The organism is Paenibacillus sp. FSL H7-0331 (genome assembly GCF_001956045.1).
Genome location: NZ_MRTH01000003.1, coordinates 244,934 through 260,075, shown reverse-complemented (window position 1 = coordinate 260,075; position 15,142 = coordinate 244,934). Strand labels below are relative to the sequence as shown.

The window sequence follows — 15,142 nt, the reverse complement described above, 5'->3', positions numbered from 1 at the left end:
ATGTCTTTTTGTTGTGGGGGCCAACCAGGCTTTGCTAACGGGTTTGTGTACCTAGCTTACTTTAGACTCGTCCTGAGTCGTTAACTCGTTCTCCGTGGATTCCGTTGTCCCTTCCGTGATGGACAATGAAGCTTTATTTTTCCAGGACAATGCCGTTTCCTTTGCTTTTTCGGACCATTCCGATGTATGGCGGCTCACTGTTTGCGCGGCTAGCTGTGTTTTTTCATTTAAGGTACCAGCCAGTTGCTTCGTTTTATCGGCAATCGACTCTGCAGCCTGCTGGGTCTTGGTAGAAACCTGCTGCACACCATCCGCAATATCCGTTCTCAACTCCTTGCCTGATTTGGGAGCAAAGAGCAGTGCAGTCACTGCTCCCAATACAGTACCTACTACCGCTCCGATCAACAAATCCTTGTTTCTGTTATTGGTTGTCAAACTGATCATCTCCTTCACTGTTGTTCATTCGTAGGTGAGCTTGGTTTGGAAGGTTTCCGAGACTGCCATTTGTGCCACAGCTCCACACCCATAGTCGTCATGGCGATAAGATTACGCACCGTATCTTGCTCATTTTGAAGAGTAGCATGGGCCTCTGTTATCGAATTGGACAACACCCCCGATATCCCCTTAATAGACTTGGATAGACTCGCAGAGGCTTCACCCGTGCTCTGAATGGCCTGCATAATTCCATCTGCTGCATGTAAACGGCGCTGGATATCAACTGTCAGGCTTTGCGTGGTTTGGATCAGCTGTTGGGTGTCTTCCAGCGTACCCTTCATCTGTGCCTCCATCCGCTCCATCATCGCTAACGACCTGCGGATGGCTCGACGAACTTCAATCCATAAGAGTAGGGCAATTCCAATCACCATCACGCTTGTGAGCACTGCTAAGCTAACGATTAATGGCCAATCCATGTATCCGGACCTCCCTTCCAAGCAGCTTCCCAGGACGAATGCCTATGGAATACTACATTATAGGTAGCAGCCCAGCGATTTGACACACATTTCTCAAATTTGTTTAGTGGAGCAATAGCCTGTTCGTGCAAAAGGTGGCATAATAGACTCATAACTTGTGGATGAGGTGGATGGTAGCATGAATCGTGAACAAGGTTTACAATGGATTGAAAAAACGCGGATTATAGCGATAGTTCGTGGGGTGGAGGAACGTCATATTAACGATCTGTCTCAAGCGCTGCTGGATGGCGGGATCCGAGCTATGGAAATAACATTGAATACGTCTGGGGCCTTATCGATGATTACCAAGCTGCAAGCGCAGTTCGGCGATCACATGTACATAGGTGCGGGAACCGTACTCGATATGGAAGACGCGAAGCAAGCGATTGAGGCAGGTGCCTCCTACATAGTCACCCCAAACACGGATGAGGATGTTATTCGTTATGCTGTAGAGCAAGGGGTTCCAATTTTCCCGGGAGCCATGACGCCAACTGAAATCGTCAAGGCATGGAAAGCAGGCGCAACCGCAGTGAAAATATTCCCGGGAGCGAGCCTTGGATTAGCCTATATCAAAGAGCTTCAAGGACCACTTAATCACATCCCGATGGTAGCCGTAGGCGGGGTTAATGAGGCCAACATTGGGCAATTTATACAAGCGGGCTGCTATGGTCTGGGAATTGGCGGGTCTTTGATCAATTTGCAGGAAATTGCCGCTGGTAATTTCTCATGGATTCGTGACAAAGCAGCAGCGTTGACAGCTAATGTGTGGGTGAAGTAACCAGACCGTCATCATACCTTAAAATAAAAACGATCTCCTGCGCTAATTATGTGCGGGAGATCGTTTTTATTTGGCTTGTATCGAATACGAGCATTTGAGTCCGCCTTTGACCAAGCATTCCGTACGCTTGACATCGGCACCAAGCAAAGTCTCAAACATCATCAGTTCACAATGGCAAGCATGATTATACTGATTGGCTACCTGAGAAATCGGACAATTGTGCTCATTGATGACAAAGGTACCATCCTCGTCAGCAGACCAATTTACCATGTAACCATTTGCATTCTGAATTTCCGCCAGCGCCTTAACCCGATCCCCGAGCTCTTTGCCTTGCATTTGCTCTTCATAGCGATCAATCATCTTTTCCTTACGACGTTCAAATAACAGCTGTACCTTGGCTTCGCCTGCTTCTTCCACAAGCTCACCTAACAGATCTAATGTCAAATTATAGTAATTCTTCGGAAATAATTCATCTGCACTTTCCGTCAGCGAATATAAATTCGTCGGTCTTCCCATCGCTTGGCGTACCAGCTTCGATTCGATCAGACCATCGCGTTCCAGTGTATTCAAATGCCGGCGTACAGCCATTTCCGTAATTCCGAGCTGCTTGGCTATTTCGCTGACAGCCAAAGGTCCTTTGGTTTTCAACATGGTCAGTACGACTCTACGTGTCGACATATCAAATTCCTGGGTCACTTAGTCTCACCGCCTTATTGTTTACTGTCGTGTTCACCTGACAATCCTGCTCATAAATAGATTGTATATGAAAATCAGCTATAAGTAAATTATTATACTAAAAAGTATCATAACTTTCCAGTTTTCTCACAAGATCAGCGGCAGCAGTTCCTAAGGATTCTTATACCAGCTCACGGCTAATAAACGCGGGAACCACAGCTTCAAAAATGGCAAGTGCAGATGGGAGCGCACCGATCAGTGGGTGAAGAGTTTCTCGGGGATAGCTGGCATACTCCTGCGCTAGCGACTTCCGAAGCTGTACCAACTCGCGAAAAACAGCGGCTGTATCTGCTTCAAATACACGCTCATCCCTTAGAATCTCAATAATATCCTCGTAGCTGCTGGCATCCCGCATCATGAACGCATCAATTAACAAGCTGCCGACGTCGGTAATGGTCTCAATCGATAAATGCAGAATACGTTCCTGGGCCAGATGCAGCAGCAGCCTTTCGGATGATGGTGTCAGCTCCCAGACTTTCTCCAGCTGCTCACATGCCGCGATCAGTGTGGGAATAAACTTCAGTCGCAAATCAATTTGTTCATGATTGACATAATACATGGGTTTTATCTCCGTTTCTTATTTCTCCATTTGGACCACAGCATGATAGCCGGAAAACTGGCCAGCATCAGAATGATTAACATGGCTGCTTGCATCAAATATTCATAGCTCATGATTTCCCTTGCTCCTTTGCCTGCAAACCCGAATGAGTCTGTGCTTCACGCCAATAAGCCCAATGATTCGTAGGTCCGTGTCCGCCACCAATACCAAGCTCGTGTCGAATTGCCAGTGTGATGAAGGTTTTGGCTGTTTGTACCGCTTCAGTCAAGGTCTTGCCTTTGGCAAGCTCAGCCGTAATCGCAGCTGAGAATGTACAGCCTGTTCCATGGGTATGGCGTGTCTCATAACGTTCTGCGGTGAAAAAATGAAACTGCTTTCCGTCATATAAGACATCGGTGGGATCGCCAATTCGATGCCCTCCTTTAATAATCGCAGCTGCTGAACCAAATTGTTCAACAATTCGAACCGCTGCTTCCTTCATGGTATCCAATGAGGATATCTCCATCCCGATAATGACCTCTGCCTCCGGAATGTTCGGCGTCACCAGCGCCGCTAACGGCAGTAATCGCTTGCGCATCGCATCCTGTGCATGCTCAGCCAACAGCGCAGCACCGCCCTTGGCAATCATCACCGGATCAACAACGAGCTTACTCAGCTTATGCTTAGTCACCAGATCCGCGACCAGTTCAATGACTTCAGGCTGCGACAGCATGCCGGTCTTGAGCGCATCAACGCCAATATCCGATATAACCGACTCAATTTGCTTCGCTATACCTTCAATAGGAATATCATAAATACCATGAACTCCGAGTGTATTTTGTGCGGTTACAGCTGTAATCGCTGACATTCCATAAACCTCAAGCATTTGAAAAGTTTTCAAATCAGCCTGAATGCCCGCTCCACCACCGCTGTCCGAGCCTGCAATGGTTAGTGCTTTAAAGACTTGGTCCACATTTATTCTCTCCTTCTAGTGCGTGCTCATAAGGTCTGTTTTCACAACCAATAACTTCTATTACAGGTTAACATGTCTTACTCTTATCATAAAGTGTATAGGTCTGTTTTCCCACCGTCAAGTCAGCAGCTTATTGAGCATTTTATGACAACTTTCTCAAACGCTTTGACGGTCTGCATAGGCTGCGTTATGATGGTCCTAAATCGATTGCCGCCAAAGGAAGTGCTTCCCATAAGAAAGCATGAGCTTCATGTCCTGACTACAGCTCAGCAGGAACTTGACGAAGTAGCAGCCATTGCTTCCAGGTGCCCGACTGAGCTTATTGATATGTTTCATTTACGGGAAAAACAACGCAGCGCTCACGAGCTGACAGTATGGTACACAACTCTTAAGCCGTTATTCGCCCAATCTGCCATTTATATCAATGATCGGCTGGATGCGGCTCTCGCCGTACAAGCCCCTGGCGTCCAGCTTGGATATAATAGTCTGACCATTCAGCAAAGCCGCCAGATTATGCCCGCGGCCGTCCGTATAGGCTGCTCTGTCCATTCAGCCGAGGAGGCGGTACACGCAGCCAAGCATGGAGCCGACTATGTGTTCTATGGCCATGTCTATGAATCGAACTCCAAGGCCGGACTCGCACCCCGTGGTGTTGCCACCCTGGCTGCTGTTGTTGCTGCTAGTCCGATCCCTGTTATTGCAATTGGCGGCATTGAGGTGTCCCGAGTTGAGGAAGTGCTGTCGACAGGATGCAGTGGTATTGCCCTGCTGTCATCCATCCTGCTGCATCCCGAGCCCGCTCAACAAATCATCCGTTATCGAGAAGCATTGAATGTTTCCCAATACAGCCCAAGGAGAGGTTAATATTGAACACCAGGTCTACATCCGCAATCATTATCGGCGGCGGTATTATAGGTTGCACGATAGCATGGGAGCTTGCCCGCAGCGGAATACGCTGTACCCTAGTGGATAAAGGGGCATTGAATCAGGAAGCCTCAACAGCTGCCGCAGGCATGCTGGGAGCACAGGTAGAGACACATCATCCTGGTGCCTTCTACGAGCTGTGCCGTCTGAGCCAACAATTATATCGTGATTGGAGCGAGGAAATTCATCAAATCAGCGCGATTTCGCCACAGTACATAGCTCAAGGAATTTTGCGTGCCGCACTTCACACCGACGACGAGCAGGAATTGAAAAGCCGCCTCCCATGGATTCAGAATGCCGAGTGGTTAAGCACATCGGAGATGCTTGCTATGGAACCAGGTATTTCCCCACACATTCTGGGTGGCCTTCGCTTTGCTCAGGACCATCAAATTCATCCCGTACAGCTCGCCAAAGCGCTGCAAGCAGGCCTTCACAAGCTTGGCTGCGAAATTCGTGAATGGACACCTGTACTTGGGCTGATAGAACGTCAGGGTCGCATCGAAGGTGTGCGAACAGCCGAGGGCTCCTTATACGCCGATCATGTCATTATATGCGCGGGAGCCTGGGGATCATCTCTAACTGATCCACTTGGCCTGGAGCTTCCGATATTTCCAGTTAAAGGGCAGTGTATATCGGTGAGAACCGAAGCGCCTGTCCTACAAGGCACCGTATTTACACAAGGCTGTTATATCGTACCGAAGCTCGATGGAAGCATGATTATTGGAGCTACCCAAGAAGAAGCAGGCTTTAACAAACGCTGTCATGTGAATGTGGTAAGTGATTTATTCGGCAAAGCCGTCAAGCTGCTGCCGTCGTTAGAACAAGCTGAGCTTGTCAGCACCTGGGCAGGTCTGCGTCCGGGTACAAGAGATGGACTGCCGTTTATGGGAACATCTACTCAAGCTCCTGGCTTAACGGTTGCAATGGGACACTACCGCAATGGGATCTTATTAGCCCCTGCTACAGGCAAGCTAATTAAACAACTGATTCTGGGAGAGCAAACCACAATCGATCTGACCCCATTCTCACCCGACCGCGCGAGAGCTGTCTAACGCAGACCAACCTCTGTGAACAACTTACATGCAGGAGGACTTCGAGCGCTCAATAGCGAATAACTCCAAGTAACGAAATGAATGGATCGAGACCGACTCAGGAGGAGCAGCTTTATGAACGAAATGAACGAACAACAAGCCACTCAGTGGCGCAAAAGAAGAACCATGGGCAAAGGCAAGTATGTCATGTATTTTGGTATATTAACCTGGGGAATCGCAGTAACTGCCATAATTACAGGAATGGAATGGCTGACACAGCATACCTTTCAAATGTCCTGGTTATACATTCGGCTAATCGTGTTTGCTTCAATCGGATTTTTTATATCCGTGCTTCGCTGGGAGGCCCGCGAAAGAAAATTCAAGTCTTACCTGACCAAAAAAGGAGCTTCGGAGTAATCCGATCAGCTCTTTTTTTAGAGATAAGAAAAGCTACATGTAAACCACGGATGTATCTTCGACGAATAGGCTCCGATCAGGAGCTTTTTTTATTGTTTCCAATGATTATTTCAAAAATCCTTCGCAAATTATTAATTATTAGTCACTTGACAAACGTAAGCTAATTTAATATCATACTAAAGTAAAGTAAGTTAATTTAATTTCAGGAGGCATCATACTTATGTCAAAAGTATTATTTATTAAAGCTAATGGACGTCCGGTTGATCAAGCAGTAAGCGTCAAATTATATTATGCATTTTTGGAAAGCTACAAAGCAGCTAACCCCAATGACGATATTGAAGAACTGGATCTTTTTAATGAAACATTGCCATACTACGATGTAGATACATTGACTGGCCTCTTCAAGCTTGGCAAGGGTTACGAATTAACAGGAACCGAGCAGGAAAAAGCCGACAATGTTAATAAATATTTGGAGCAGTTCCTTGCAGCTGACAAAATCGTTGTTGCTTTCCCACTATGGAACTTCACGGTTCCTGCACAATTATTGACGTATTTGACGTATGTTGCACAAGCAGGCAAAACATTTGCCTACACAGCTGAAGGCCCTAAAGGCTTGATTAGCGACAAAAAAGTTGCATTGCTGAACGCACGTGGCGGAGTTTACAGCGAAGGTCCTGCCGCTGCAATCGAAATGTCCCTGAACTATGTTAAAACGATCTTTAATTTCTTCGGAGTTCAAAATCCTACTACTGTTGTTGTCGAAGGACATAACCAGTTCCCGGATCGTGGTCAAGCCATTATTGAAGAAGGTCTGGAAAAAGCTAAAGCTGCTGCCGCTTCTTTCTAAGAGCTTAACGAAGAATCAACATATCATGAACCTAAAAACTCCCACACACCTATATAGTTAGGGATGTGGGAGTTTTTCGTATACTTTTAACAGATGCAAAGACGACTCAAGTACTTTTCTTTCTCATAATAATCAAAGTGAACAGCAGCAGCACTTCAATGTTCACAAATGCAATACCATAGCCTGCCAATCCAAAAGTACGTGGAAATCCGACAAATAAAGAAGCCCACCATAAACTAGCTGCTGCGAATATAATCAAATTGATAGCTAGTGAAACCACTGAAGACATGAGCAGCTTCTGTGTCTTCCACATCAGCCCCACCCCTGCCAAATTTGGAATAATAAATCCGATACCCATAATCAGCCAATAGTAAAAATCGTAGGACAACGTACTCACTCCCGAATGGGTCTATTGTTTGCAGCAATCTTTCATTAGATTACCAAAACGAATTGTCGAACACAACCGATTCACCGTAACGTTGCAAAAATGTCAAACTCTTTCGTTACAAAATATCTTCAAATTTAGTATACTAGTAGAAGAATCATTCTTAATGAAGGAGGTGCCATAATGGCACTTAGTAAAGCCAAAAAAATTCGTCAAAAGCAGGCACGCGAAGGGAAATACAATCCCGAGCTTAATCGCTTAAGCTGGAATGGACTTGACCCTGCAGCACGTATAACACCAACTCTGAGAGAACATAAAGAAAAGTTACAGCGCAAACATAAATGGAACCATTCCCTGGACAGCAGAGATGGTTCCATTTACTTATTATATCGGAGTATTTGATTATATCCTGCCATTGGAAACTTTGAAATTCAGCTTTTATACCCATCGCTTTTATGATAGAGTTAAGCTTGAAATTCTAACTATTAAACGGTTTAAATATGTTGTTCAGTTCGATGCAGGCTTCAAGGGGAGGTATTTACAGTTTGTTCAGCAAAGTAAGATTCAATTTAAGAACAAAAATTATACTGGGCTATCTTATCGTACTTATTGGCCTTAGCATATCCATAATTTTAATTAATGATCGTGTTATGTCGATGAAAGTAGATAGAGAATATATCACGGGACACGATTTTCAGGTTCATAATCTTAGCAATGATATTGAAAAAAACTTACTGGATATGGAAGATAGCCAGCGCGGTTATGTCATAACCGGAGATGCCAAGTATTTGATCCCTTATAATAATGGGTATAGCAGTTGGAAAGAAAACTATAATAAGCTTCGTCAGTTGATTATGGATAATCCCAGACAGGTGCAAAATCTGGAAAAGATAAAAACCAACATTGAGCTTTGGATCGCTGAAGCGGGAGATCCTGTATTATCGATGAAAAAGGATAATAATAACTCGGGAATCATTGAATTTTACAAATTAGATATCGGTAAAAAATATACGGATCAGCTGCGCTCCCAGCTTGCAGCCTTTCGAAGCACTGAGCTCTCCTTTACCGAGGCGCGGAGTCAACAACTCATCCGTGATAATGAAGTACTTCTTTCGATATTAAACACCATATGGATTGTAGTATCCGCTATCGCTGTGCTAATCGCTCTAATCACATCCAGTTCCATCGTTAATACGATCAAGCAAGTCACAGGCTCGATCAAACATATTGCGACCTCCAAGGGTGACTTATCCATGCGGGTTGAAGTGAAAACAAAGGATGAGGTTGGCGATCTCGCTGAGATTACGAACGAACTGTTGTCCAAGCTTGAAGAACAAAATTGGATCAACACCCAAATTACGGACATGGCAACAACTTTTCAAGGTGTGACCGAAATGAAATTGCTAACTCAATCCTTCATCAATAGAATCGCCGGTTTAGTCGAAGCCCACTATGGAGTCTTGTATTTACGTAAGATCGCGGATAAAAAAGATCTGTTGATCCGATTCGCCTCTTATGCTGGGCAAGCAGATGGTGTAGGTGTGGAAAGCTTCCGAATGGGTGAAGGTCTAGTTGGTCAAAGCGCATCGGAAAATCGAATTCTGATATTGAATCAATTACCGGACGATTATATTAAAGTCACGTCAGGCTTGGGCCATACAGCACCTAAACAAATTATAGTGGCACCCATTATTTTCGAAAAAAATGTGCTTGCTGTCATGGAACTGGCCAGCTTGAACGAATTTACCAAGCTTCAACGAGAGCTTCTTGAACAAATTGCCGAGCCTTTTGGAGTCACACTGCACAATGCGGCCAGTCGTACGGAAATCGAAAATTTATACAGTGAGTCTCAGACCATGGCCGAGGAGTTACAGGCACAGACGGAAGAGCTGCAGACACAAGCAGAAGAATTACAGGTGCAAACAGAGGAACTGCGTTCCACGAATGAGCATCTGGAAGAACAGAACCTGTTTGCCGAACAAAAATCGTTTGAGGTGGAGCAGGCCAGGAAAGAACTCGAGCTGTATGCCGAGCAGTTGCAGCAAAGCTCTCAATATAAATCGGAATTTTTGGCTAATATGTCTCATGAACTGCGTACACCGCTCAACAGTCTGCTTATTTTGTCCCAATTTTTAGTTGAAAATGCAAATGGTACGCTAAATGCCGATGAACAGGAATATGCAAGAATTATTAATTCCTCCGGGAATGATCTCTTGTCATTGATTAATGATATTCTTGATCTATCCAAGGTTGAGGCTGGAAAGCTCGAGATCGAGATTGCAGCTGTCAATCTGACAGAGCTTCCTGATGTTATGGAGCGCAATTTCACACCAATTGCCAAGCAGCGCAACCTGCAATTCCGTATTATTCAACATCCTGGACTTCCTTCTTTGATTTTCTCGGATGAACAGCGGCTGCAGCAAATACTGAAAAATTTGTTATCAAATGCCTTCAAATTTACCGAAAGTGGAGCTGTCACTTTGTCCATTCGAAAGGCAGATCCGCTTGAAGCCAATATTGCGCTGCCGGATGCAAGCAGAGCCAATGTCATTGCCTTTTCGGTATCGGATACAGGCATCGGTATTCCTGTTAACAAACGTATGCTGATTTTTGAAGCGTTCCAGCAGGTTGACGGGAAAACAGAACGCAAATATGGGGGAACCGGACTCGGCTTGTCGATATCCCGTGAATTTGCAAATTTACTTGGTGGCCGTATCGCTTTGGAAAGTGAAGAAGGTAAAGGAAGTACATTTACACTCTATATACCTTGCCTTCACAATCCTTCATCGATGGAGATGGTTACGATGTATGCTGAATCCTCGGCTACTGCCGTTAGCGCCTTGGAGCTGTCTGAGGCTCCTTCTGAAGCCCCGGCTATCGATAACCTGATCATTCCTGAGACCAAGCCTGCCGTGATCCATCAATCGATTTTTGGCGGTAAGCAGGTACTGGTCGTGGACGATGACGTCAGAAATATATTCGCTTTGACCAAGGCCCTCGAAATGCAGGGTATGCGTGTATTCACGGCTCATAATGGAAGGCAGTGTCTGGATATGCTGGATCTCCATAAGGAGATTGACATTGTCTTGATGGACATTATGATGCCGGAGATGGATGGGTACCAGACGATGAGACATATTCGTCGGGATGAGCAGCTGAATGAGATGCCTATTATTGCGCTCACAGCCAAAGCGATGAAATATGATCGTGAAAAATGTCTGGAAGCTGGCGCCTCCGATTATATTAGTAAACCGATCAATTTAGAGCAATTATTTTCTGTTATGCGCGTTTGGTTAAGTAAATCCTAAAATCAAAAAGAATATAAAAAGAAGCCACCGTTGATCACAACGATGACTTCTTTTTTGTAGCTATTATATGGAAGTTTGGATTCGTTTATTTCGACCACTGCTCTTTCATAAAGCTTAGGGAAGCCGGCAGCTCTTGGGCGCGATCCTTGACCGTACATTCTGCCGACACCATGCCGTTATAGCCTGCAGCCTTCAATTGCGCCACAAAGCGTTCATACGGATATTGACCTGTTCCGGGAGACAGACGTCCCGTGTCGGCAATATGAATATGGGACAGCCAATCCTTATGAGCGACAATGGTTTCCAATGGCTCAGATTCTTCATCCATATGATAAAAATCAGCCAATACACGAATAGCGGGATCATTAATTTGCTTGGCATAATGCACACCTTCAGCTACACTCGTGATCACATTCGATTCCTTGGTGTTTAGAGGCTCGATTGCCAGCGTAAGATTAGTTCCCTTAACCTGCTCTGCAATGATCCTTAGCAGCCTTAATAACTGCTCCTCCGCACGCGCATGCTCCCACCCCTCTGGAATGCTGCGTGATCTTCCACTTCCAAATACAAAAATGGACGATCCTGCTTGAAACATTGTATCTACGGCTCTGGCCAAATAATTCGTGATAATGGTTTCATTAGCTTCTGGACCTACGACTTTAATATCTCCGGGAAATAACACATTCCAGGCTTTGACCGGAAGTGGGCTATTGATATACAAAGGTAACGCTTTCTTGAAAGCCTCATCATCCTGACTCAACAAGGGAGCAATCGAACATTCAATATAATCATAACCATATCTTTGAAGCTCCTCAGCATGCTCGATCTGCATGCACCAACCAAATGCGGTCATTACAATACCTCCTTAGGGTATGTTTATCACAAGAAGACGGAAGGAACCCCCGAGAATGCAGGATCCGATTAAAGCTCATCGCCTATGTTTAATTTTACAGTAAATATATAATCGTTTCAGGACATTTCTTGTCGATTTTTTCAATTAATCAACATATCTTGACCTTGACACCGAACACATCATTTTTTTCGCTAAAGGAAATTTAATTATCGATTTCCAAGCGTTCCGAATGGGTATACACGTTAAAGGACTGTCCACGAATAAAACCGATTACCGCAATACCAAGGTCATGAGCAAGCTCAAGCGCCAACCCTGTCGGTGCCGACTTGGACAGCAGTATACCTACACCAATCTTGGCTACCTTGAGCAGCACCTCGGAAGATACTCTTCCACTAAATACAATAACCTTCCCCTGAAGTGGGATGCGATGTCTGATGCATTGTCCAAAAATTTTATCCAGTGCATTATGTCTGCCTATATCTGAACGAACAAGTGAGACAGGCGCTCCAGCGCTGTCAGCACTGCATAGAGCCGCATTATGCACGCCTCCGGTATGATGAAACTCAGCGGAAGCTTGCTGAAGCTGATTCATCAGCTCCAGACAGCGTACAGCACTAATACGGGTCCGTAATGGAATCGTTTTGGCTGTTCTCGCATCATTATGAAAATAAAACTGCCGGCTCTTCCCGCAGCAAGAGCCAATGAATCTCTTGTTATACGAATCCTTGCTGGTGTTTTGCTTAACCATGAGCTCAACATCCACAAAACCGCGCTCCACATTCAGCTTTAAGGTTCGGATGTCCTCAATGACGCGAATAACCCCCTCAGAGGCAAGAAAGCCAATCGCCATATCCTCCAGATCCGAAGGACTGCATACGATGGTGGCAAACTCCTCCCCGTCTATTCGAACAGTAAGCGGATATTCAGAAGCCACTACGTCTTCCCGCTCGTTAAATTGACCATCGGAATACTTCAGTATACGCCATGTGGCCGTTACTGGTTGTTCTATTGGAAAATCATCCATAAAGTCCATTCCCATTCGACTTCACCCCATTTCCGTTTCCAGCTCCATCACTCGTTTTTCCACGTATTTGGTGTCTTTAAGGGCATGAAACGTTTCCGCCTTTTCTACAACCGCAGCTGTATTATATTCAGGTATGCCTGCGTGAGCTTCATAGACACCTTTGGGAATCAGGCTGTTGCCTTCAGGCCAATGAACCTCAATATTACCTTGTTGAATCGGAACCGGCTTCGCCCGCCCATGAAGCAATCCGTATTGGTTATATACTACGATAGCATCACCCGCTTTAAGCTGCAGCGCTTCGGCATCCTGCGGATTGATCAGCACATCGTAACGGTCGGCTCCATTAAAAGGATCGGTGGCACTATAGATCATCGAATTAAACTGCTTACCGCGGCGGGTGGTGACACGGAAATGCCCTTCCGGCTTACGAAGCTCAGGTTGTTCGATGGGGATCAGATTGCCGCGGCCATCCGACGTCGGGCACACTCCATCCTCGCAAAGCCAGGCGCCGCCCCATTGAAATACATCGCCACGCTCGGATAAATGCTGAATACCATCATAATACGTAGCGGCAGCAGCAATTTCACGTCGAATATCCTCTGCATTGCGAAAAGCGACCAATCGTTCATACTCTGGATTTACTCTGGCTGCAAGCTCAGCATAGATGGCCCACTCCGCACGTGCCTCACTGACTCTCGGCCCTTTGATTTCCGGTGAATAATAGACCATCCGCTCTGTGGATGTCGAGGTTCCACCTCCAGGCTGCTCATAGCGAGTCATCGCAGGCAATACGATCACGGCCTCCCTCGCTTCAGCAAGCGTAGACGTATTCAACACAATGTCCTGATGCACCCGAATATCGACATTTTCCAAACATTCGCGAACGAAATCGGGGTCAGGCATCGTTTCCAGAAAATTTCCTCCTGACGTATAGAAGAGCTTCAGCTTACGCTCGTGGTCATCAGGAAGCATCGAATTCTCCAACGAGACTCCGACAATATCCCCCTGCCATTTGGGCAGCTCGAAGCCCCATACCCGTTCCATACGTGCAATACCATCCGCACTGAATTCGCCGCCAGGCAGGCTGAACGGATCTGCACCCATTTCTCCTGATCCCTGTACCCCGCTGTGTCCGCGGATGGGCATCAACCCGCAAAACTCACGGCCCAGAAATCCTCGCAGCAAGGCCAAATTCGCCACCTGTGAAATGTTGTCCGTACCAAAACGATGCTGCGTCAGCCCCATACTCCAAACGAATACAGCTGATTTCGCCGCAGCCAGCAAACGGGCAAATTCCAGCATGCGTTCACGGCTCAGTCCTGATGAGCGTTCCAGCAGCTCCCAATCCTGCTCCCTGACATGAGCCTTCAGCTGTTCATAACCGTTCGTATGCGCTTGAATGAAGGCATGATCTACCGCAGAGCCTGGACTCGCTTCTTCCATCTCAAACCAGTGCTTCATCACACCGTTCATAAAAGCGATATCCCCACCAATATGAACCTGATAAAAGTCATCGGTCAGCTTGGTACCAAATAACGCAGACTCTGGGATAGAAGGGATCCAATATTGATCCATCGACGGCTCATGATATGGGTTAATGACGATAATCCGGGTGCCTTTGCGCTTGGCCGCGTACATATATTTGGTCGATACCGGTTGATTGTTAGCGGCTACACTGCCCCAGAACACGAGCACATCAGTACCAATCCAATCCTTATAATTACAGCTGGAAGCCCCGATTCCGACGGAACGCTTGAGCGCTGTTTTGGAAGGTGAGTGGCAGATTCTGGAGGCGTTGTCTATATGATTCGTTCCCAGCAAGCGTGCAACCTTGCCTGCAGCGTAATAGGACTCATTAGTGATGCCTCGTCCTGTCAAATAAAAAGCAAGCTGCTTAGGATCGATAGCTCGAATTTTTGTGGCGATCAGCTCTAGGGCCTCATCCCATGGAAGTCTGGAAAATCTGTTCTCCCCAGGCCTGCGTATCAGCGGATACGGAATTCGCCCCAGCTTGCGTAGGGCTGCACTGTCCATAGTCCGCAGCTCTGCAATATCCTGGTGCAGTACCTCCGGTTTGATCTCCGGCATCGTATTAAGACGCAGAACGTTAAGACGGGTCGTACATACATGCGGCCCTGCAAGCGTCCTGTCATACAGTCCGGATACACCGAGTGCACAGCCATCACACACACCTTGTGTCAATATTCGATAGGCATATGGCAGTTGATCTTTATTCTCCCAGGCAATCTTCAATGATTCTTTAATATGATGTGGTTTGACTTGCCCTAATCCGAAGGGAACTTTACTCACCCACAGCTTCGGATCCAGTCGTTTGGGGAGCTTAATGGGTCCCGTATGTTGTGTTTTACCCAACCTGAT

At 46.1% G+C, this 15,142-nt stretch carries 16 protein-coding genes; 7 read left to right on the top strand and 9 right to left on the bottom strand.

Annotated elements, in window-relative coordinates:
• Positions 1-51: 51 nt before the first annotated feature.
• The gene (locus BK127_RS05990; protein WP_083689099.1) at positions 52-435 is read right to left on the bottom strand and encodes a YtxH domain-containing protein; all 384 of its coding nucleotides are present in this window, start codon (positions 433-435) and stop codon (positions 52-54) included.
• 14 nt (positions 436-449) lie between these two features.
• The gene (locus BK127_RS05985) at positions 450-911 is read right to left on the bottom strand and encodes a DUF948 domain-containing protein (RefSeq protein WP_076229084.1); all 462 of its coding nucleotides are present in this window, start codon (positions 909-911) and stop codon (positions 450-452) included.
• A 178-nt stretch (positions 912-1,089) separates the two neighbouring features.
• On the opposite strand from BK127_RS05985, the gene BK127_RS05980 reads away from it, so the two are divergent.
• Positions 1,090-1,728 carry a bifunctional 4-hydroxy-2-oxoglutarate aldolase/2-dehydro-3-deoxy-phosphogluconate aldolase gene (locus BK127_RS05980; RefSeq protein WP_076229083.1) on the top strand — a complete coding sequence of 213 codons (639 nt, stop codon included), beginning with the start codon at positions 1,090-1,092 and terminating at the stop codon, positions 1,726-1,728.
• Positions 1,729-1,794: 66 nt separating this feature from the next.
• Here the strand turns inward: BK127_RS05980 and BK127_RS05975 are convergent, their stop codons facing one another.
• From BK127_RS05975 to thiD, 3 genes are all read right to left on the bottom strand, one after another.
• Entirely contained in the window at positions 1,795-2,424 is a 630-nt protein-coding gene (locus BK127_RS05975; protein ID WP_076229082.1) for a helix-turn-helix transcriptional regulator, read from the bottom strand.
• A gap of 160 nt (positions 2,425-2,584) precedes the next feature.
• A complete protein-coding gene (locus BK127_RS05970) occupies positions 2,585-3,022 on the bottom strand; it encodes a DUF86 domain-containing protein (RefSeq protein WP_076229081.1) in 438 nt (145 codons plus the stop codon).
• A 109-nt stretch (positions 3,023-3,131) separates the two neighbouring features.
• Positions 3,132-3,974 (bottom strand): bifunctional hydroxymethylpyrimidine kinase/phosphomethylpyrimidine kinase, encoded by an 843-nt coding sequence (thiD, locus tag BK127_RS05965; RefSeq protein WP_076229080.1) that lies wholly within the window; start codon positions 3,972-3,974, stop codon positions 3,132-3,134.
• Between the two features lie 222 nt (positions 3,975-4,196).
• Between thiD and BK127_RS05960 the strand changes: the two genes are divergently transcribed.
• From BK127_RS05960 to BK127_RS05945, 4 genes are all read left to right on the top strand, one after another.
• Positions 4,197-4,838, top strand: a complete 642-nt coding sequence (locus BK127_RS05960; RefSeq protein WP_256711185.1) for a thiamine phosphate synthase — start codon at positions 4,197-4,199, stop codon at positions 4,836-4,838.
• Positions 4,839-4,840: 2 nt separating this feature from the next.
• Entirely contained in the window at positions 4,841-5,950 is a 1,110-nt protein-coding gene (gene thiO / locus BK127_RS05955) for a glycine oxidase ThiO (RefSeq protein WP_076229078.1), read from the top strand.
• Between the two features lie 114 nt (positions 5,951-6,064).
• Entirely contained in the window at positions 6,065-6,346 is a 282-nt protein-coding gene (locus tag BK127_RS05950) for a hypothetical protein (protein WP_256711184.1), read from the top strand.
• Positions 6,347-6,566: 220 nt separating this feature from the next.
• On the top strand, positions 6,567-7,193 hold the full coding sequence (locus tag BK127_RS05945) for an FMN-dependent NADH-azoreductase (RefSeq protein WP_076229077.1): 627 nt from the start codon (positions 6,567-6,569) through the stop codon (positions 7,191-7,193).
• A gap of 106 nt (positions 7,194-7,299) precedes the next feature.
• Here the strand turns inward: BK127_RS05945 and BK127_RS05940 are convergent, their stop codons facing one another.
• On the bottom strand, positions 7,300-7,581 hold the full coding sequence (locus BK127_RS05940) for a hypothetical protein (RefSeq protein WP_076229076.1): 282 nt from the start codon (positions 7,579-7,581) through the stop codon (positions 7,300-7,302).
• Between the two features lie 180 nt (positions 7,582-7,761).
• Here BK127_RS05940 and BK127_RS05935 point away from each other — a divergent pair, with 180 nt between their 5' ends.
• Complete coding sequence (locus BK127_RS05935) at positions 7,762-7,980, top strand: hypothetical protein (RefSeq protein ID WP_076229075.1); 219 nt, start codon at positions 7,762-7,764, stop codon at positions 7,978-7,980.
• Between the two features lie 143 nt (positions 7,981-8,123).
• Positions 8,124-10,886, top strand: coding sequence for a CHASE3 domain-containing protein (locus BK127_RS05930; protein ID WP_179097396.1), 2,763 nt, complete (start codon positions 8,124-8,126; stop codon positions 10,884-10,886).
• An 85-nt stretch (positions 10,887-10,971) separates the two neighbouring features.
• On the opposite strand, the gene BK127_RS05925 is transcribed toward BK127_RS05930, so the two are convergent.
• From BK127_RS05925 to BK127_RS05915, 3 genes are all read right to left on the bottom strand, one after another.
• Complete coding sequence (locus tag BK127_RS05925) at positions 10,972-11,739, bottom strand: sugar phosphate isomerase/epimerase family protein (protein WP_076229074.1); 768 nt, start codon at positions 11,737-11,739, stop codon at positions 10,972-10,974.
• Positions 11,740-11,941: 202 nt separating this feature from the next.
• Positions 11,942-12,763, bottom strand: a complete 822-nt coding sequence (gene fdhD / locus BK127_RS05920) for a formate dehydrogenase accessory sulfurtransferase FdhD (RefSeq protein ID WP_076229287.1) — start codon at positions 12,761-12,763, stop codon at positions 11,942-11,944.
• 21 nt (positions 12,764-12,784) lie between these two features.
• On the bottom strand, positions 12,785-15,136 hold the full coding sequence (locus BK127_RS05915; protein WP_076229073.1) for an FdhF/YdeP family oxidoreductase: 2,352 nt from the start codon (positions 15,134-15,136) through the stop codon (positions 12,785-12,787).
• Positions 15,137-15,142: the final 6 nt, after the last annotated feature.

Excerpts from the sequence above, each read along its gene's own strand:
- fdhD (WP_076229287.1), bottom strand. The coding sequence starts at position 12,763 with ATGGATGATTTTCCAATAGAACAACCAGTAACGGCCACATGGCGTATA.
- BK127_RS05950 (WP_256711184.1), top strand. The coding sequence starts at position 6,065 with ATGAACGAAATGAACGAACAACAAGCCACTCAGTGGCGCAAAAGAAGA.
- BK127_RS05980 (WP_076229083.1), top strand. The coding sequence starts at position 1,090 with ATGAATCGTGAACAAGGTTTACAATGGATTGAAAAAACGCGGATTATA.
- BK127_RS05985 (WP_076229084.1), bottom strand. The coding sequence starts at position 911 with ATGGATTGGCCATTAATCGTTAGCTTAGCAGTGCTCACAAGCGTGATG.
- BK127_RS05935 (WP_076229075.1), top strand. The coding sequence starts at position 7,762 with ATGGCACTTAGTAAAGCCAAAAAAATTCGTCAAAAGCAGGCACGCGAA.
- BK127_RS05945 (WP_076229077.1), top strand. The coding sequence starts at position 6,567 with ATGTCAAAAGTATTATTTATTAAAGCTAATGGACGTCCGGTTGATCAA.
- BK127_RS05925 (WP_076229074.1), bottom strand. The coding sequence starts at position 11,739 with ATGACCGCATTTGGTTGGTGCATGCAGATCGAGCATGCTGAGGAGCTT.
- BK127_RS05970 (WP_076229081.1), bottom strand. The coding sequence starts at position 3,022 with ATGTATTATGTCAATCATGAACAAATTGATTTGCGACTGAAGTTTATT.